Raw genomic sequence first — 17636 nt, 5'->3', positions numbered from 1 at the left:
CTATTCTCCGGCCTTTTGCTCAGTCTTTTTCGCCTCGGTGGCAGGCGCACTCAGGGCAGTGTCCTGAGCGGCGACCGGCGAGTCCTGCACCGGCACGTATTTGCCCTGCGAACGGTTGCCGACGCGAAGGATCTCGCCATTGCGGAGGTACCAGATGGCGCCGTCCTCCGAGCGGACCCGGGTAATGCGCAGCCCCATGGACTCGACCACACCCACCACCTCGCTGGTTTCGATGACATCGCCGATCCCGTACTGGTCCTCAATGGTGATAAAGATGCCGGCAAGGAAGTCGCGGATCAGCTGCTGGGCGCCAAAACCGATGGCGATACCCAGGATCCCGACGCTGGTCAACAGTGGTGCGATGTTGATGTCCAGGTTCTGGAGCACATACATGATGGTGATCACGGCCACCAGCACGCCCACGATGCTGTTGAGCAGGGAACCGATGGTCTCCGCCCGCTGCACCCGGCGTTCATGGTCCAGTGCCCGCAGCGCGGGGGCAACCCACTTGAAATGCGGTTTTTTGAAGAAATTGCTGCCCGCGGCCACGCGCTTGCTGATCCGCGAAATCACGAACGTCGCCACCAGCCACACGGCGATTCCGACGCCAAGGCTGATCGCGATGCCCGTGATACTGACGCCGTCGGGCTGCGCGGTGAGAGGCGGGGGTGTAATCGACATCGCGCTGAACATAGAGGCAAAACTCCTGGGGGTCACCGGCGGCGGCCGGGGGATGAGATCGGCCCAATGCGCAGGTTCGCCCGCGGCATAGGCTCTATTCCCTTTCAACCCTAGCGCCGTAGCCCGGCCCCGGACGCATCCTCATTCTGGGTGGAACTGCCTTTCGCCCCACTGAAATCGCCCGGCAGGCCGTTTCCGCAGGTCACGCACTTACATGCCTGGCCGGCGAATCCGCGACGGAACCGCCAAACGGTGTCCGGTGGGTCAACGCGGCCCGTTCGCTCGGCACGGCCGGTGAACTCCTGTCAGGCCACCACAGTCACGGGTGAATGATGCACGGCGAAGTTGACGCTCCGGGCGATGAAACAGACCGCGTTGGCTTCGCGGTGCAGCCGTTCGGCCAGATCCACATGGGCCGCGTCCACCACGGTGACCCGCGGGTTCAGCGTGACGGACTCAAACTGTCCGCTGCCGTCGCGGTTCAGGCGCATCACACCGGTGGCGTCGTCCTGATAGCCGGTCACCACCACCCCGTGCTTCACCGCCACATGCAGGAACGACAGCATGTGGCACTGTGCCAGCGCTGCAAGGAGCAGCTGCTCCGGGTTGTAGCGGTCACGGTCCCCATGGAACGTCGGATCGGCGGAACCGGGCAGGACCGGCAGCCCGGGGATCCGGATGTCGTGGTCCCGTGAGTAGCCCCGGTACGACGACGTGCCGTTACCCAGGTTGCCGGTCCACTGCACCGTCAGGGAATAGTGGTGCTCGCCCAGGCCCACGGCGCCAGACTAGGCTTCGCCAGGCAGCACGTCGGCCGAGCGTGCCCGCAGGGCCCGGGCCACGCCGTCGCGGTTTTCCAGCATCATGCGCCGCAGTGCGGCGCTGTCGGCCGGAAGGCCTGCCAGGAAAGCATCCGTCCGGTCCACCGTTGCCTGCGTAGTCAGCAGCGCAGGGTAAAGCCCGACGACGATCTGCTGGGCGAGTGCGTGTGTGCGGTTTGCCACTATCGAGGGAACAGCCTCGAAGTACTTTTCCGCATACGGTTCCAGCAGCGAACGGTCCAGCACGCGCATAAAGCCATTGACCGCTGAACCTTGGAGCGCATTGGAGAGTTCTCCCGTGACCACTATCGAGTCCCAGGCGGCGGCCTTGGCTTCGGCGGTGGGGATGGCCGCCGTGGCCAGGGCCGCGGCGTTCTGTCCACTCGCGGTGTTGTCGTGTTCCAGTTCAGCAGCGATCTCAGCCTTGCCCAGCCGGCCACCGGCCACCAGAGACGTCAGCAGCTCCCAGCGCAGGTCCTGGTCCACGGTCAGCCCCTCCAGAGTCGCGGTGCCGTCCAGCAGCCCGGCCACGGTGTCCAGCTGGCCTGAGCTGCGGGCCAACAGGGCAAACGACTTCAGAAACTGCAGCTGGGCGTCTGACCCGCCGAGTGCGGCGCTGGCAAGATCCCACAGCGCGTCCACGGCTGTGACCGTGGTGGCCGCGCGGTGCTCTTCGGCCACATAGAAGTTCAGCGTGGTGGCCAGCTGGCGCAGCTGCACCAGGATCACCGAGGAATCCGATTCTGCGGCCACGTTAGCCAGGACCAGCTCCACGTACCGGCGCGCGGGGGACTCGCCGTCGCGGGCAGCGTCCCAGGCGGAGTTCCACACCAGGGTACGCGGCAGGCTCTCGCTGAAGTCCTTCAGGTGCGCCGTTGCCGTGGCGAGGGACTTCTCGTCCAGCCGGACCTTCGCGTAGGCGAGATCGTCGTCGTTAACCAGGATCAGGTCAGGCTGGGCCAGGCCCGCCAGTGCCGGCACGTCGGTGCGCTCGCCGTCGACGTCGAGCTCCTCGCGGTGCACGCGCTCCAGCTTGCCCGCGCTGTTCAGGGTGTAGAAACCGACGGCAAGCCGGTGCGGACGGATGGTGGGCCAGTCCTCGACGGCTGACTGCACGATGGTGAAGGATGTCAGCGTCCCGGAGCCGTCCACAGCGAGCTCCGGCTTGAGCGTATTGACGCCGGCGGTCTCCAGCCAGAGCCGGCCCCACTGGTCCAGGTCGCGGCCGCTGGCCTTCTCCAGCTCCGCCATCAGGTCGCTGAGTTCGGTGTTCTGCCACGCGTGCTTGGCGAAGTACTCCCGGACCCCGGCCATAAACTGCTCCGGCCCTACCCACGCCACCAGCTGGCGCAGGACTGAGGCGCCCTTGGCGTACGTGATGCCATCGAAGTTGACCTCGACGTCCTGAAGGTCGCTGATGTCGGCGAAGATCGGGTGCGTGGTGGGCAGCTGGTCCTGGCGGTAGGCCCAGGACTTTTCCACCGAGGCGAAGGTGGTCCAGGCGCTTGTGAATGACGTGTTTTCCACGGCGGCGAGGTGGGACATGTATTCGGCAAAGGATTCGTTGAGCCAGAGGTCGTTCCACCAGCGCATGGTCACCAGGTCCCCGAACCACATGTGCGCGAGTTCGTGCAGCACGGTGATGGCCCGGCGCTCGATCTGCGCCCCGGTCACCTTGCTCCGGAAAACGTAGCCTTCGAGGATGGTCACCGCGCCGGCATTCTCCATGGCGCCTGCGTTGAACTCCGGCACGAACAGCTGATCGTATTTCTCGAAGGGGTACGGGAAGCCGAATTGCGCCTCGAAGAATTCGAAGCCTTGGCGGGTCAGGTCAAAGATGTTGTCCGCGTCGAGGTACTGCATCAGGGATTTCCGGGCAAAAACACCCAGCGGGATCACGCGGCCGTCGGAACTGGTGACCTCGGACCGGACAGCCTGGTACGGGCCGGCGATCAGGGCGGTGACATAGGAAGACAGCCTCGGTGTGGGGGTGAACGCCCAGACCGAGCCGGCGCCGCCGTCCGTCCCTGGCGTGGCTTCCACGGGGGCAGGGGTGGGCGAGTTGGAGATGACATCCCAGTGCGAGGGCGCCGTGACCGTAAACCTAAAGGTCCCCTTGAGGTCGGGCTGCTCAAACACCGCGAACATGCGGCGCGAATCGGGAACCTCGAACTGCGTGTACAGGTACACCTCGTTGTCCACCGGATCGACGAAGCGGTGCAGGCCTTCGCCGGTGTTCATGTACGGCGCGTCGGCCACCACCGTGAGCTCGTTGGAGCCAGCCAGTTCCTGGAGCTGGATCCGGACGCCGTCGGAGACGACGGCAGGGTCGAGGGCGCGCCCGTTGAGCGTGACGCTGTGCACGGTGTGGGTGACGGCATCGATGAATGTGGCGGATCCGGGCTCTGCCGTGAACCTCACCGTGGTGGTGGTCCCGAAGACCTTCTCGCCCTTGGTCAGGTCCAGGATGACATCGTAGGAGTCAACAGTGATGAGTTCGGCACGCTCGCGGGCTTCGGCGCGAGTCAGGTTCATACCTGGCAAGTGGGGCCTCCAGAAGGGGTTGCGGTTGCCGGCGGGCGGTGGCCTGCATCGGCACAGTGAAGTCATTCTGTCACGGCCTCCGGCGGGAGTAGCGTTAATGCATGGGAAAGTTCCGGGAGTCGGTGGATACCAAGGCATTGCGCTTTGCAGTGGGCTTTCCCGTGGTCCTGGCGGTGGCTTTTGTGTTCTGCGCATTCTTGTTGCGGCCCGATCTTCCGGACCCCGTGGCGATCGGCTGGACGGCCGACGGCGGTGCGGCCTTTGCCCCGTTCGGCGCCTATGCAGCCGGTGGGGCGCTGCTCATCATCGCCGCAGGGTGGTTGGTACTGTCCCAGGCGGTGCCCTTGTCCCGGCCGGCCGTGATGCGCCGGATCATGATGGGAACCGGGCTGTTCCTGAGCCTGTTCATCACCAGTGTCCTGGCCGCCGGGCTGGTGGGCCAAACCGGCCTCGCCGATGCCCGGGAATCCCGGGTGGACCTCACGGTCCTTGCCTTGGGCAGCGGGGCTGCGGTCTCGCTGGGCGTCACCATGGGGTTCGTCTTCAAAGCCGATACCCGGTGGTCGCTCGACGACGACCGGGCCCTGCAACGGGCCCTCGCCCGCGAACTTGACCCGGAGCTCGCCGGAGACACCTTCCGGATGTGGGTGCACGCCCGCAGTTCCGTGTTTGTGATGATCGCCGTGGCCAGCCTGTTCCCGGCTGCGCTGATCGCCGTGGCGCTGCCGTGGCTCGGGGCCCTGATGGTGGCCCTCGCTCTGGTGGCCGCTGCTTTCCTCTGCGCCCGGGTCAAGGCCGACCGCCGCGGCCTGCGCGTCCTGGTGGCCGGCGTGCTGCCGGTGATGGCAGTGCCGGCAGCCGCGATCTCGACGGCCAGTGCCGCGGATGTCCGCGCCGCCGACTACGGCGGGTGGGGCTACCGCAACCACCGCGGTACCGCCGCGATGCTGGTCAGCAGCGGCCCCGCCGTCGTCGTGCATCAAACCGATGGGCGCAACCTTGCGGTCAGCGGCGGCAGCCCGGCATCCGCGGCCCGGCTGGCAGAAATACTGACCCGGGTGGCAGCGAGGGCGCACGGGGGTGCGTCCGGCGAACGTGCCCCGGAGTCTGAGTCCTAGTAACCTTGTCCGTGATGATCTGACCCTGGCCTGAACCAGCACTGCTGGCCCCGGGCGCCGAAACGAACGGATACTGCTGTGACTTCTTCCCCTGCCTTCCCGCGGGTACATATCGCCACCGACCATGCAGGCATGGAACTCAGCGCCCATCTGGTCAGACACCTCACGGCCAAGGGCTACGACGTAGTGGATCACGGACCCAAGGAATACGATGCCCTGGACGACTACCCGTCCTTCTGCATCAACGTGGCGCTCGCCGTTGTGGCTGACCAGCAGGCAGGAATCCATGCCCTGGGCATCGTCCTGGGCGGCTCGGGCAACGGTGAACAGATTGCGGCCAACAAGGTCAAGGGGGTCCGCGCAGCCCTCGCCTGGAACCACTCCACCGCCACCTTGGCGCGTGAACACAACAACGCCAACGTGGTGGCTGTGGGCGGCCGACAGCACACTGTCGAGGAAGCAACCGAACTGATCGAGGCCTTCCTGGCTGAGCCGTTCAGCAACGACGAACGGCACGTCCGCCGCATCGGCAAGATCGCGGCTTATGAAAACACCGGCGAGGTCATCGAGTAGTGCCCGAAGGGCATTCAGTCCGCCGCCTGGCGCAACAGTTCGGGGACGTATTTACCGGGGAGTCACTGTCCGTGAGCAGCCCGCAGGGCCGGTTCGCTGCCGGCGCGGCGCTGCTGGACGGCCAGGTCATGAAGGATTCGCGCGCCCACGGCAAGCACCTCTTCCTGCATTTTGACCATGCCGTGGTGCTGCACGTCCACCTGGGGCTCTATGGTGCCTGGGACTTCGGCGGCGACGCCACGTTCAGCGGGGCCTCCAGTATCGGCGCGCCAAGGAAGATCGGGGAGCGCGAGGTTTTCGGGGACCCCGAAAGTACCAACGACGGCGGGACCGTTGAGTACGCAGGCCCGCCCGAGCCGCGGGGTGCCGTGCGCGTCCGGCTTGCCAGCCGCCATGGCTGGGCTGACCTGCGCGGTGCCACCACGTGCGCGGCCATCACCGAGGCAGAAGCGCGGGCCGTCCTGGCCCGGCTGGGGCCGGATCCGCTGCACAATCATCCCGCGGACAGGACCCGCTTTGTGACGGGCCTTTTGTCCCGCAAGACGCCCATCGCTGCGCTGCTGATGGATCAGAAGGTGATTGCCGGCGTCGGGAACGTCTACCGGGCCGAAGTGCTGTTCCGGCAGCGGCTGGATCCGTGGCTGCCCGGTACTGGACTTTCCAGCAGGGCCGCCGGTCTGTTGTGGGACGACACAGCCGCAGTAATGGCAGACGGCGTCCGCGACGGCCGGATCATCACCACACCGCCGGTGTATTGGGAATTGGACCGCCGGGAGCGGGGTCACCTGCAACCGCGGGCGGTCCCGCCCGCGGCCGGCGACGCCCACTTTGTATACAAGCGTGAAGGGCAGCCCTGCCGGGTCTGTGGCGTGCCGGTGGCCATCACCGAAATGGTGGGCCGCAAGCTCTACTGGTGCCCCGGTTGCCAGCAGTAGCCAACAAAGCAGCTAACTTCCAAGTCAGCTAAACAAAAAAGCAGGGCCCCTCAGCGAGGGGCCCTGCTTGATGTGGAGGGGACGACGGGAATCGAACCCGCATCATCAGTTTGGAAGACTGAGGCTTTACCACTAAGCTACGTCCCCGGAAAAATACAGCCCAGCTGTTGCATCAGGCTGAATTGCGTTTCTTCGGGCCGGCTGTTGAAGCCGGATACAACTAAACCTAATTCATGCCCCACGTGTCAAATGTGCAAAGACCGCCCGGATGAACGTAGACTTGCCTGTGCACTTACGGGGTGTAGCTCAGCTTGGCTAGAGCACCTGCTTTGGGAGCAGGAAGTCGCAGGTTCAAATCCTGTCACCCCGACTCTGCGGCTCGGGCCGTGCAAACGGCCCGGGCAAAAAACTGCGTTTGCAGAAACCCATCCCACAAACCCAGGAGTACTTAGACCGTGAAGAGCGCTGTCGAGAACCTCACCCCCACGCGGGTCAAGCTCAATGTTGAGGTCCCTTTTGAGGAATTGAAGCCCAGCATCGACGAGGCATACAAGACTGTTGCTTCGCAGATCCAGGTCCCTGGCTTCCGTAAGGGCAAGGTCCCGTCCAAGCTGATCGATCAGCGCGTTGGCCGCGGCTACGTGCTGGAGACGGCCATCAACGAAGGCCTCAACGGCTGGTACCAGGCTGCAGTCCAGGAATCAGGCATCCGCCCGCTGAGCCGTCCCGAGGTTGAAATCACCGAGGTTCCGGACCCCAGCTCCACGGACGGGGAACTGAAGTTCCACGCCGAGGTTGATATCCGCCCGGAGATCGAACTCCCGGATTACGCCGGCATCAAGGTTGAGGTAGCCGCAGCGGAATCCTCCGACGAAGACGTTGACAAGGCCCTGGATGAGCTGCGAGGCCGCTTCGGCACGCTGAAGTCCGTGGACCGCCCGGCCGCCGATGGCGACTTCCTGACCATCGACATCACCGCCACCATTGACGGTGCCGACGTTGATTCCGCGTCCGGTCTGTCCTACCAGGTGGGCACCGAAACCATGCTCGAGGGCCTGGACGAGGCCGTCACCGGCCTCAGCGTTGACGAAGACGCCATCTTCGAAACCACCCTTGTGGGCGGTGACCACGCCGGCGAGTCCGCCCAGGTGAAGGTTGTTGTCAAGGCCGTCAAGGAGCGCGAGCTTCCGGAAGCCAACGACGACTTCGCCCAGCTGGCCTCCGAGTTCGACACCCTGGCTGAACTCCGCGAGGACCTGGCCAAGCAGGCTGCCGAGTCCAAGGTCGTCGAGCAGGGCGTAGAGGCCCGCGACAAGGTCCTGGACAAGCTCGTTGAACTCGTCCAGGTTCCGGTTCCGGACTCCGTGGTCGAAGAGCAGGTCGACGCCCATTTCAAGGAGGGCAACGGCCACGGTGAAGGCGAGCACGACACCGAAGAGCACCGCGAAGAGGTCAAGGCCAACACCGCCCGCGCTTTCCAGAACGAAGTCATCCTCGACGCCATTGCCGAAAAGGAAGAAGTCAACGTCAGCCAGGCTGAGCTGATCGACTACATCGTCAGCGCCGCCAGCCAGTACGGCATGGACCCGAACCAGTTCGCCCAGATCATCGATCAGAGCGGCCAGGTTCCCATGATGGTTTCAGAGGTCCGCCGCCGGAAGGCACTGGCCGTAGTCCTGGGCCAGGCCGCCGTCACCGACACCGATGGCAAGTCTGTTGACCTCAGTGACTTCGTCCGCCCCGGCGGCGAAGAGGAGGCTCCCGCCGTTGAGGCTGAGGCCACTGAAAACATAAACGCCGAGACCGACGCCACCCCGGGTGACGAGCCGGCAGCAGTGAAGTTGTAGCACGCCCCTGGCAGTGCGACTGAAGGCAGCCCCCGGACCTACTGGTCCGGGGGCTGCCTTGGTTTACGGGCAGTTGCAGGGATCGTGCGCCGTCAGCGAACAGCGCGATTCCGGCGAACAAATCGGCCACCAAACCGGTTAGTGTCCAAGTAGTGAAGTTCAGTGATGTCACCGTCACCAGCGAGAGGTAAGTACATATGTCACAGCACGCAGAGGCGCCCCGGATGGCGACTGTAGATCCGGCCGGCCAGGACAACTACATCTACAACCGCCTCCTGAAAGAGCGCATCATCTGGCTGGGCTCCGAGGTGCGTGACGACAACGCCAACGCCATCTGCTCGCAGTTGCTGCTCCTGTCCGCCGAGAACCCGGAAAAGGACATCTACCTCTACATCAACTCTCCCGGTGGCTCCGTGACCGCAGGCATGGCCATCTATGACACCATGCAGTTCATCCCGAACGACGTCGTCACCGTCGCCACCGGCCTGGCAGCCTCCATGGGCCAGTTCCTGCTCTCCTCCGGCACCAAGGGCAAGCGATACGCCACCCCCAACGCCCGCGTCCTGATGCACCAGCCCTCCGGCGGCATCGGCGGTACGGCCTCGGACATCAAGATCCAGGCCGAGCTCATCCTGCACATGAAGAAGGTCATGGCTGAACTGACCGCGGATCAGACCGGACAGTCGGTGGAAACCATCCTCAAGGACAACGACCGCGACAAATGGTTCACTGCTAAAGAAGCCCTCGAATACGGCTTCTTCGACAAGATCGCTGCCCACGCCGGCACCGTGGCCGGCGGCGGCGGAACCGCCAACGGCCCCTCCGGCGAGTCGGCATCCGAGAAGTAACCCGGCAATAGAACCTTTAGATCAGGAGCAACAACAATGACTTACAACTTCGGATCGACTGCCGGTAACCTTCCGACCAGCCGCTACGTCCTTCCCCAGTTCGAAGAGCGCACGCCTTATGGCTTCAAGCGCCAGGACCCCTACACCAAGCTGTTCGAGGACCGCATCATCTTCCTCGGCGTCCAGGTGGATGACGCCTCTGCCGATGACGTCATGGCCCAGCTGCTGGTCCTCGAGTCCACCGACCCGGACCGTGACATCACCCTGTATATCAACTCCCCGGGTGGCTCGTTCACGGCCATGACGGCGATCTACGACACCATGCAGTACATCCGGCCCGAAATCCAGACTGTCTGCCTGGGCCAGGCGGCCAGCGCTGCCGCGGTTCTGCTCGCCGCAGGCACCCCCGGCAAGCGTTTAGCGCTGCCCAACGCGCGTGTCCTGATCCACCAGCCGGCATTGTCCGGCGGCCAGGGTGGCCAGGCTTCGGACCTCGAAATCCAGGCCGCGGAAGTCATGCGGATGCGGTCTTGGCTTGAGGACACCCTCGCACACCACTCAGGCCGCACGTCCGAGCAGGTCAATAACGACATCGAGCGCGACAAGATCCTGACCGCGGCAGACGCCCTGGACTACGGTCTTATCGACCAGGTCCTTGATTCCCGCAAGATCAAGCCACAGGCAATTACCAGGTAGTACGGCTATTCGGCGGCCGGTGCGGTCCAGCTATTTGGGCCGCACCGGCCTTCGCTTTCCACCCTTGGACGCAATTGTGACCTAGAGTGGAAGATGTCACGGCCGGTCCTCCCAGGCCCGCCACGATTCCAGCAACGGTGCACAGCTGCCTCGCAGCAAGATACTAAAGGGGTTCACATATGGCTCGGATTGGCGAGAGCACGGATCTGCTGAAGTGTTCTTTCTGCGGAAAGAGCCAGAAGCAGGTACGCAAGCTCATTGCCGGGCCCGGTGTCTACATCTGCGACGAATGCATTGAACTCTGTAACGAGATCATTGAGGAAGAACTCGCGGAAGTCGCCGATCTGGGCAGCTTCGAACTGCCCAAGCCCCGCGAGATCTTCGACTTTCTGCAGGAATACGTCATCGGCCAGGAACCTGCCAAGCGTTCCCTCGCCGTCGCCGTCTACAACCACTACAAGCGGATCCAGGCCGGCCACGCCCCCAAGAGCGGCAGCCTCGCCGAGGGCGGCCACCACGACGATGTTGAAATTGCCAAGTCCAACATCCTCCTGATCGGCCCCACTGGGTGCGGTAAAACCTACCTGGCCCAGACACTGGCGCGGCGGCTGAATGTTCCGTTTGCGGTCGCCGATGCCACAGCGCTCACCGAGGCCGGCTATGTGGGTGAGGACGTGGAGAACATCCTCCTCAAGCTCATCCAGTCGGCGGATTACGACGTCAAGAAGGCCGAACAGGGCATCATCTACATTGACGAAATCGACAAGATTTCGCGCAAGAGCGAGAACCCCTCCATTACCCGGGACGTCTCCGGTGAGGGCGTGCAGCAGGCCCTTTTGAAGATCCTTGAAGGAACGGTGGCCTCCGTTCCGCCCCAGGGCGGACGCAAGCACCCCCACCAGGAATTCATCCAGATCGACACCACCAATGTGCTCTTTATCGTGGCGGGCGCCTTTGCCGGGCTGGAAGAGATCATCGGTTCGCGTTCCGGACGCAAGGGCATCGGCTTCGGCGCCCCGCTTAACGACGCCAGCAACAAGGTGGACTCCTACGGCGAAGTGATGCCCGAGGACCTGCTGAAATTCGGCCTCATCCCGGAATTCATCGGCCGCCTGCCCGTAATCACCACGGTCTCCAGCCTGGACCGGGATGCACTCATCCAGATCCTCTCCACGCCGAAGAACGCGCTGGTCAAGCAGTACCAGAAGATGTTCCAGATCGACGGCGTGGAACTCGTTTTTGATGAGGACGCCCTCAACGCCATCGCCGACCAGGCCCTTGAGCGTGGCACCGGTGCCCGCGGCCTCCGCGCCATCATGGAGGAAGTGCTGCTTCCGGTGATGTTCGACCTCCCCAGCCGCGAAGACGTGGCCAGCGTGGTCATCACCGCTGACGTTGTCCTCAGCAAGGCCGAGCCCACCCTCATTCCGCACGTGACCAAGCGACGTAAGTCCGCCTGACGCGTCCGCCGCCCCGCCAGCCCCTGCCCCCGTCCATCCCCGCACGCTCAGGAACCCGAGGACTCACGCATGACTGAAACAACCATCAACCAGGCCGACTTCTGGTTCGATCCGCTGTGCCCATTCGCCTGGATCACGTCACGCTGGATCGGCGAGGTTGAGGCCGTCCGCGACATTGAGACCGTGTGGCATGTGATGAGCCTGGCCGTCCTCAACGAGGGGCGCGAACTGGACGCCGGCTACCGGGAGCTCATGGACAAGGCCTGGGGCCCGGTTCGGGTCATCATCGCGGCCCAGGAGCAGCACGGCGACCACGTGGTGAAGCCGCTCTACGACGCCATGGGCACACTGATCCACCTTGGCGGGGAAAAGGACTATGGCGTTGTCATCAGCAAGGCACTCGCCGAGTGCGGACTCCCGGCCGGCCTGGCAGACGTTGCCACGATGGACGCCTTTGACACCCAGCTGAGGGCCAGCCACGAGGAAGGCATCTCGTTGGTGGGACAGGACGTCGGCACGCCGGTTGTCGCCTTCAACGGAACGGCCTTCTTTGGGCCGGTGCTGACCCGGATCCCGCGCGGCGAGCAGGCCGGCCAGTTGTGGGACGCCACCGTCACGCTGGCTTCCTACCCGTACTTCTTCGAGATTAAGCGCAGCCGCAGCGAAAGCCCTGAATTCGACTGACGCCAGGCTGACGCAGACGGCAAAGAGCCCCGAACGAACTACTCTGATGTAGTTCGTCCGGGGCTCTTGCGCATCCAAACCTTCGGGACAACAATGGTTCTTACCCACTTCGAAAGAAGTGAGACGCAGGAACCAAAGATTCAGTGATATGTATCCGACGCAGCCATCGGCAAAGTCAGATACAAGCTACCAGTGACGAGGTAGGAAGACCTGAAGATCCAAGGATCTTGCCAGACCATCAAAGACGTCACGAGGATGGCCGAAAAGTCGAAGCCCCACCAACGGCAAAACGCTGATGGGGCTTCCCCTTTGCCCAAAAACAGGCCGGCCCCAAAACAGGGCTGCTGCTCCGGAACGGGACCTAAATCCGGTCAGGCCTTGGGCTGTTCCTCCGGCGCCGCCAACACGACGTCGCTGACGGTCAGTTCGCCGTCGCCCGCCACGAGGGTCAGCTCGCGGGCGTTCGAGGCTGCCTTCAGGTCGCCAAGTCCTGCCTTCAGCTGCGTGGTTAGGGATTCCGAGGCCGTGATGGTCGCGGAAAGAACCTCGGTCCGCTGCTTGACTTTGGCTTCGGACTTCGCCTTGCGGACACCGCTCAGGGCCGTGCCAACGGTGGCAAGCAGAGTGGTGTCGCCGTCCACATCCACTGCGAGGGGCCACTGGGCAACGTGTACGGAGCCGTTGCGCCACCAGCCCCAGACCTCTTCAGTGGCGAAGGGCAGGAACGGGGCGAACAGGCGAAGCAGTGTGTCCAGACTGGTGGCAAGTGCTGCCAGCACGGAGGCCTGCTCAGCGTCGCCGGCGGCACCGTAGGCGCGGTCCTTGATGAGCTCCACGTAATCGTCCGTGAACTGCCAGAAGAAGCTCTCGGTGATCTGCAGGGCCCGGGCGTAGTCGTAGTTCTCGAACGCCTTGGTGGACTGGCGCACGACCTCGGCCAGCTGGGCCAGCACCGCGCGGTCCAAGGGATTCGTGAGGACCGAAAGATCGGTGGAGACCACTGAATTCTCCGTGGCGCCCAGGTTCAGGACGAACTTTGAGGCGTTCAGCAGCTTGATGGCCAGGCGGCGGCCGATCTTCATCTGCGCGATTTCGTAGGCCGTGTCCGCGCCGAGCTTGGCGGACGTGGCCCAGTATCGGACAGCGTCGGAGCCGAATTCGTCCAGCACGTCGGTGGGAACCACCACGTTGCCCTTGGACTTGGACATCTTCTTCCGGTCCGGGTCCAGGATCCAGCCGGAGATGGCGGCATGCTTCCACGGCGCGGCGTGCTGCAGCGCATCAGCCTGGACTACCGAGGAGAACAGCCAGGTGCGGATGATGTCGTGGCCCTGGGGGCGCAGGTCAAACGGGAAGACCTTGGCGAAGAGGTCCTCGTCCCGGCTCCAGCCGCCCACAATCTGCGGCGTCAGGGAAGACGTCGCCCACGTATCCAGGATGTCGGCGTCGCCGGCGAAGCCACCGGGGACGCCGCGCTGGGCTTCGTCGTAACCCGGTGCGGCATCGGCTGCGGGGTCAACGGGCAGCTGCTCATCCAGGGGCACGATCGGGGCGCCGTACTGCGGGTTGCCGTCAGCGTCCAGCGGGTACCAGACGGGGATGGGCACACCGAAGAAACGCTGCCGGGAGACGAGCCAGTCGCCGTTGAGCCCGGAGATCCAGTTCTCGAAGCGGGACCGCATGAAGGCCGGGTGGAAGTCGATCTCGTGGCCGCGCGCGATCAGGCGGGCGCGGCGCTCTTCGTCGCGGCCGCCGTTGCGGTAATACCACTGGCGTGAGGTGACGACTTCAAGGGGCTTGTCGCCCTTTTCGTAGAAGTTCACGGGGTGCATGATCTTCTTCGGTTCGCCGTCGATCAGGTCTTCGGCGGCCAGGAGCTCCACCACTGCTTCCTTGGCGCTGAAGACGGTCTTGCCCGCAATGGCTTCGTAGGCGGTGCGGCCGGCGTCGGTGGTGATCCAGTCCGGTGTTTCGCCGATGATCCGTCCGTCCCGGCCAACGATGGCGCGGGTGGGCAGCTGCAGTTCCCGCCACCAGGTGACGTCGGTGAGGTCACCGAAGGTGCACACCATGGCGATGCCGGAGCCTTTGTCCGCCTTGGCCAGCGCGTGGGCCCTGACTTCAACCTCAACACCAAAGACCGGGGACGTGACCTTCTTGCCGAACAGCGGCTGGTAGCGCTCGTCGTCGGGGTTTGCCACCAGGGCGGCACAGGCGGCCAGCAGTTCGGGACGGGTGGTCTCGACGTAGATCTTTTCGCCGTCTTCGGTGAAGAACGGGTAGCGGTAGTACGCGCCGGCAACTTCGCGGTCTTCGAGTTCCGCCTGGGCCACGGCCGTGCGGAAGGTGATGTCCCACAGGGTTGGCGCCTCGGCCATGTAGGCGTCGCCGGCTGCCAGGTTGGCCAGGAAGGCGCGCTGGGAGACTTCGCGGGAAGCGTCGTCAATGGTCCGGTACGTCAACTGCCAGTCCACGGAAAGCCCGAGCTGCTGGAACAGGCTTTCGAAGACCTTCTCGTCCTCCACGGCCAGTTCCTCGCACAGCTCGATGAAGTTCCGGCGCGAAACGACGTCGAAATCGCGCTGGTTCTTGGCGGGCTCGGCCGGAGCACGGTAGCCGGCATCGTACGGGGTGGCCGGATCGCAGCGCACGCCGTAGTAGTTCTGCACGCGGCGCTCGGTGGGCAGGCCGTTGTCATCCCAACCCATCGGGTAGAACACGTTCTTGCCGATCATGCGCTGGTAGCGGGCCAGCACGTCCGTCTGCGTAAAGGAGAACATGTGCCCCACGTGCAGGGAACCGGACGCTGTGGGCGGGGGAGTGTCGATCGAGTAGACCTGCTCCCGGGTGGTGTCCGGGTTGAACTTGTAGGTCCCTTCGGCAAGCCAGCGCCGCGTGAGGGCAGCTTCGAGCCCCTCAAGGGCGGGCTTGTCCGGAACGTTGATAGGGGCAGTGGAGGGCGTGTCTGTACCCTGAGTGTCTTCAGCCATCTGGCAATTGTTTCATGGTCTGTTCAGCCCGCGGCACGGGAGCCTGCCGTAGCATGCGGTAGATGGGCACAACCGGTGAAAATTTTGTGATCAAGCGCATCTATGACAGGCCGGCGGATGACGACGGCTGGCGGGTCTTGGTGGACAGGCTCTGGCCCCGCGGGGTCAGCAAGGAGGACGCGCAACTTGATCTCTGGCTTAAGGACATCGCGCCGTCACCGCCGCTGCGTCAGGAGTTCGGGCACATGAAGGAGCGCTTCGACGACTTCCGGCTGAAATACCGGCAGGAGCTGGAAAGCAACGCGGCTGTTGCCACCCTCCTGAAGTTGGGGACCGAGCACAGCCGCGTGACCCTCCTGTATGGAGCCCGGGATCCTGAGGTCAACCACGCCCGGGTGTTACTGGAGTTCATGCGGGAGCACCCCGAGCGCCGATGCCTTTAGGGTGGTGCCATGACTGAGGATTCACGGAACAGGGCAGCAGTAGTCACTGGCGCAAGCACCGGCATCGGCGAGGCAACGGTCCGCGCCCTGACGGCAGAAGGCTGGAAGGTATTCGCAGTGGCGAGGCGCGCGGAACGGCTGGCCGCGCTCGAAGCGGAGACCGGCGCCGTCGGAATTCCCGCCGACATTACCGAAGACGACGATGTCGCCCGGCTGCTGGCCCGCGTCACCGAAGCCGGGGGTGTGGGAACACTCATCAACATCGCCGGCGGTGCCCGGGGCGCTGACCTGGTGGGCGCTGCCAACACCGAAGACTGGGAATGGATGTACCGGGTCAACGTTCTCGGCACCATGAAGCTCACCCGGGCGTTCCTGCCGATGCTGCGTGCCAACGGCGAAGGCACCGTCCTGAACCTGACCTCTACGGCCGGCCTGGTGGCCTACGAGGGCGGCGCTGGCTACAACGCCGCCAAATTTGCCCAGCATGCACTGACCGGGGCGCTCCGGCTCGAAGAAGCAGAGCACAACATCCGCGTCATCGAGGTGGCCCCCGGGCTGGTCCAGACCGAGGAGTTCGCCCTCAACCGGCTCGGCGACCCGAACGCTGCGGCGAAGGTCTACCAGGGCGTGGAGAAGCCGCTGACGGCAGCCGATGTCGCCGACGTGGTGCGGTACGCCGTCAGTGCGCCGCATCACGTCAACCTGGACCAGATTGTGATCCGCCCGGTGGCCCAGGCGGCCACCCACAAGCTGATCCGCAAGGCCTGATCTCCAAGAACCGGTCAGCAGGAGCCGGTCAGCCGGCAGGAATGGCCAACGTTGCCAGAACGGCTGCGTGGTCCGTTCCCGGCACGCGGTGGACTTCGTAGGCTGAGCTGGCCAGTCCGGGGCTGGTGACCAGGTGGTCGATGGTGATGCCGGGAAGCAGTTGCCCGTCCATGGGCCAGGTGGGCACCACCCGCGAGCCCGAGGCCGCCCCAACGTCCACCATCCTGTCCGCAGCGCTGCCCCCGATGTCCAGGATCCTCCTGAATTCGGCGTGGTCGTAGGTGGCGTTGAAATCACCGATGAGCAGCCGGTTGCCAGGCTGTTCCGCCACCCTGCCCACCGCGGCCAGGTCACTTCGCCACTGGGCAACCCTGACATCCACGGGCGGCAGCACATGGACGCTGGTCACTTCCAGCGTGGCCACCGACCCGCCCGCCTCCGCCGTCACGCGGACCGTGGGCATCCTGAACGGGGTGTCCGGGACAACGCCCACCAGCTCCATTGGGTAGCGCGAGTACAGGGCGCTGCCGCCGGCGTCGTTGGTGGGTTGGCTGAACCGGTTCGGCAGTAACCGGTTCAGGCCCTCCGCCGAAAGCCGGTCCTGGAGGCCCTTCGTGTGTTCCTGGATCGTGAGGAGATCCACGCCGCTGTCCCGGACAAGGCGAACGATTTCGCCGGCGTCGGCCTGGCCGAACTCGGAGTTGAGGTTCATGACTTTCAGCTGCACCGCCGGGAGGCCGGCGGCCGGAGCGGGCCGGGCCGCGTCCAAAGGGAAAAGCCAGAAGGCATGGCACGCCACAAGCACTGCGGCCACGGACTGCCGCCAGCGGCTCCGTCCCAGGAACGCCAGGAGCAGGGCTGCGGCGGCTGGCACCGCAAGCCACGGTGTAAAGGACAGCAGCTGCACCACCAGAACGGGCCACTCCGCCGGAATGGCGCGGAAGACAGACAAGGCCAGCACTGGCGCCGTGGCCAGGAGCCATAGCCACCTGAACAGCGTGGTGGGTCGCGTTCTTGCTGTGGCGTGGCCGGAAGCAGTCATGACCGTCAGTCTAAGCACCACCCTGAGCTCCGGAGCACTGGTGCTGTGCGCGCGGGCCGCCCAGGAATGGCGGAGGAGAGCCAAGCGATAGTAGACTCGAAGGTGGCTACGACCCGGCAATCACCGGTGAGCTTCCGGAAGAACGCGCTGACCGCCAGGAGACTGGCGTCGACGTCAGTAGAACCG

Annotated in this window: 15 protein-coding genes and 2 tRNA genes; 11 read left to right on the top strand and 6 right to left on the bottom strand. The window is 64.6% G+C overall.

From position 1 onward, the window contains the following. The 3 genes from ACQCS0_RS12875 to pepN form a co-directional block, all read right to left on the bottom strand. Positions 1-693, bottom strand: coding sequence for a mechanosensitive ion channel domain-containing protein (locus ACQCS0_RS12875; protein WP_354153758.1), 693 nt, complete (start codon positions 691-693; stop codon positions 1-3). Between the two features lie 293 nt (positions 694-986). Then, on the bottom strand, positions 987-1460 hold the full coding sequence (locus ACQCS0_RS12870) for an OsmC family protein (protein ID WP_282330858.1): 474 nt from the start codon (positions 1458-1460) through the stop codon (positions 987-989). Between the two features lie 9 nt (positions 1461-1469). Further along, the gene (gene pepN, locus ACQCS0_RS12865) at positions 1470-4037 is read right to left on the bottom strand and encodes an aminopeptidase N (protein ID WP_354153759.1); all 2568 of its coding nucleotides are present in this window, start codon (positions 4035-4037) and stop codon (positions 1470-1472) included. Positions 4038-4147: 110 nt separating this feature from the next. Between pepN and ACQCS0_RS12860 the strand changes: the two genes are divergently transcribed. The 3 genes from ACQCS0_RS12860 to ACQCS0_RS12850 all read left to right on the top strand — a co-directional run bounded on the left by ACQCS0_RS12860 (position 4148) and on the right by ACQCS0_RS12850 (position 6672). After that, positions 4148-5164 (top strand): hypothetical protein, encoded by a 1017-nt coding sequence (locus ACQCS0_RS12860; RefSeq protein ID WP_354153760.1) that lies wholly within the window; start codon positions 4148-4150, stop codon positions 5162-5164. Between the two features lie 78 nt (positions 5165-5242). Beyond that, on the top strand, positions 5243-5737 hold the full coding sequence (locus tag ACQCS0_RS12855) for a ribose-5-phosphate isomerase (protein ID WP_426938512.1): 495 nt from the start codon (positions 5243-5245) through the stop codon (positions 5735-5737). Then, the gene (locus ACQCS0_RS12850) at positions 5737-6672 is read left to right on the top strand and encodes an Fpg/Nei family DNA glycosylase (protein ID WP_426938511.1); all 936 of its coding nucleotides are present in this window, start codon (positions 5737-5739) and stop codon (positions 6670-6672) included. Before ACQCS0_RS12855 ends, ACQCS0_RS12850 begins: the two co-directional genes overlap by 1 nt. Before the next feature lie 73 nt (positions 6673-6745). Here ACQCS0_RS12850 and ACQCS0_RS12845 read toward each other — a convergent pair. Next, positions 6746-6819 (bottom strand) — tRNA-Gly (locus tag ACQCS0_RS12845). 148 nt (positions 6820-6967) lie between these two features. On the opposite strand from ACQCS0_RS12845, the gene ACQCS0_RS12840 reads away from it, so the two are divergent. The 6 genes from ACQCS0_RS12840 (at position 6968) to ACQCS0_RS12815 (ending at position 12207) form a co-directional block, all read left to right on the top strand. After that, positions 6968-7042, top strand: a tRNA-Pro gene (locus ACQCS0_RS12840). A gap of 85 nt (positions 7043-7127) precedes the next feature. Continuing rightward, positions 7128-8519, top strand: a complete 1392-nt coding sequence (tig, locus tag ACQCS0_RS12835; RefSeq protein WP_426938510.1) for a trigger factor — start codon at positions 7128-7130, stop codon at positions 8517-8519. A 224-nt stretch (positions 8520-8743) separates the two neighbouring features. After that, positions 8744-9367 carry an ATP-dependent Clp protease proteolytic subunit gene (locus ACQCS0_RS12830; protein ID WP_282330890.1) on the top strand — a complete coding sequence of 208 codons (624 nt, stop codon included), beginning with the start codon at positions 8744-8746 and terminating at the stop codon, positions 9365-9367. 36 nt (positions 9368-9403) lie between these two features. After that, the gene (locus tag ACQCS0_RS12825; RefSeq protein ID WP_141140836.1) at positions 9404-10063 is read left to right on the top strand and encodes an ATP-dependent Clp protease proteolytic subunit; all 660 of its coding nucleotides are present in this window, start codon (positions 9404-9406) and stop codon (positions 10061-10063) included. 179 nt (positions 10064-10242) lie between these two features. Next, on the top strand, positions 10243-11523 hold the full coding sequence (gene clpX, locus ACQCS0_RS12820) for an ATP-dependent Clp protease ATP-binding subunit ClpX (protein ID WP_185260773.1): 1281 nt from the start codon (positions 10243-10245) through the stop codon (positions 11521-11523). 69 nt (positions 11524-11592) lie between these two features. Beyond that, entirely contained in the window at positions 11593-12207 is a 615-nt protein-coding gene (locus ACQCS0_RS12815) for a disulfide bond formation protein DsbA (RefSeq protein ID WP_354153764.1), read from the top strand. Positions 12208-12578: 371 nt separating this feature from the next. Here the strand turns inward: ACQCS0_RS12815 and valS are convergent, their stop codons facing one another. Next, complete coding sequence (gene valS, locus ACQCS0_RS12810) at positions 12579-15197, bottom strand: valine--tRNA ligase (protein WP_354154934.1); 2619 nt, start codon at positions 15195-15197, stop codon at positions 12579-12581. Between the two features lie 62 nt (positions 15198-15259). On the opposite strand from valS, the gene ACQCS0_RS12805 reads away from it, so the two are divergent. Beyond that, complete coding sequence (locus ACQCS0_RS12805; protein ID WP_354154933.1) at positions 15260-15640, top strand: DUF488 family protein; 381 nt, start codon at positions 15260-15262, stop codon at positions 15638-15640. A gap of 9 nt (positions 15641-15649) precedes the next feature. Next, positions 15650-16408: an SDR family oxidoreductase gene (locus ACQCS0_RS12800; RefSeq protein ID WP_354154932.1), complete on the top strand. Its 759-nt coding sequence runs from the start codon at positions 15650-15652 to the stop codon at positions 16406-16408. Between the two features lie 28 nt (positions 16409-16436). Here ACQCS0_RS12800 and ACQCS0_RS12795 read toward each other — a convergent pair whose 3' ends face one another. Further along, the gene (locus ACQCS0_RS12795; RefSeq protein WP_354154931.1) at positions 16437-17450 is read right to left on the bottom strand and encodes an endonuclease/exonuclease/phosphatase family protein; all 1014 of its coding nucleotides are present in this window, start codon (positions 17448-17450) and stop codon (positions 16437-16439) included. Positions 17451-17636 lie beyond the last annotated feature (186 nt).

It is taken from the genome of Pseudarthrobacter sp. S6, assembly GCF_050156575.1.
Taxonomy (GTDB): Bacteria; Actinomycetota; Actinomycetes; order Actinomycetales; family Micrococcaceae; genus Arthrobacter.
The sequence above is the reverse complement of the archived record's forward strand: the minus strand, read 5'-3'. Positions and strand labels throughout refer to the sequence as shown.

Bases quoted from the DNA above. Each gene is read 5' to 3' on its own strand.
- ACQCS0_RS12875 (WP_354153758.1), bottom strand. From the start codon at position 693: ATGTTCAGCGCGATGTCGATTACACCCCCGCCTCTCACCGCGCAGCCC.
- pepN (WP_354153759.1), bottom strand. From the start codon at position 4,037: ATGAACCTGACTCGCGCCGAAGCCCGCGAGCGTGCCGAACTCATCACT.
- ACQCS0_RS12860 (WP_354153760.1), top strand. From the start codon at position 4,148: ATGGGAAAGTTCCGGGAGTCGGTGGATACCAAGGCATTGCGCTTTGCA.
- ACQCS0_RS12830 (WP_282330890.1), top strand. From the start codon at position 8,744: ATGGCGACTGTAGATCCGGCCGGCCAGGACAACTACATCTACAACCGC.
- ACQCS0_RS12825 (WP_141140836.1), top strand. From the start codon at position 9,404: ATGACTTACAACTTCGGATCGACTGCCGGTAACCTTCCGACCAGCCGC.
- clpX (WP_185260773.1), top strand. From the start codon at position 10,243: ATGGCTCGGATTGGCGAGAGCACGGATCTGCTGAAGTGTTCTTTCTGC.
- ACQCS0_RS12815 (WP_354153764.1), top strand. From the start codon at position 11,593: ATGACTGAAACAACCATCAACCAGGCCGACTTCTGGTTCGATCCGCTG.
- valS (WP_354154934.1), bottom strand. From the start codon at position 15,197: ATGGCTGAAGACACTCAGGGTACAGACACGCCCTCCACTGCCCCTATC.
- ACQCS0_RS12805 (WP_354154933.1), top strand. From the start codon at position 15,260: ATGGGCACAACCGGTGAAAATTTTGTGATCAAGCGCATCTATGACAGG.
- ACQCS0_RS12800 (WP_354154932.1), top strand. From the start codon at position 15,650: ATGACTGAGGATTCACGGAACAGGGCAGCAGTAGTCACTGGCGCAAGC.
- ACQCS0_RS12795 (WP_354154931.1), bottom strand. From the start codon at position 17,450: ATGACTGCTTCCGGCCACGCCACAGCAAGAACGCGACCCACCACGCTG.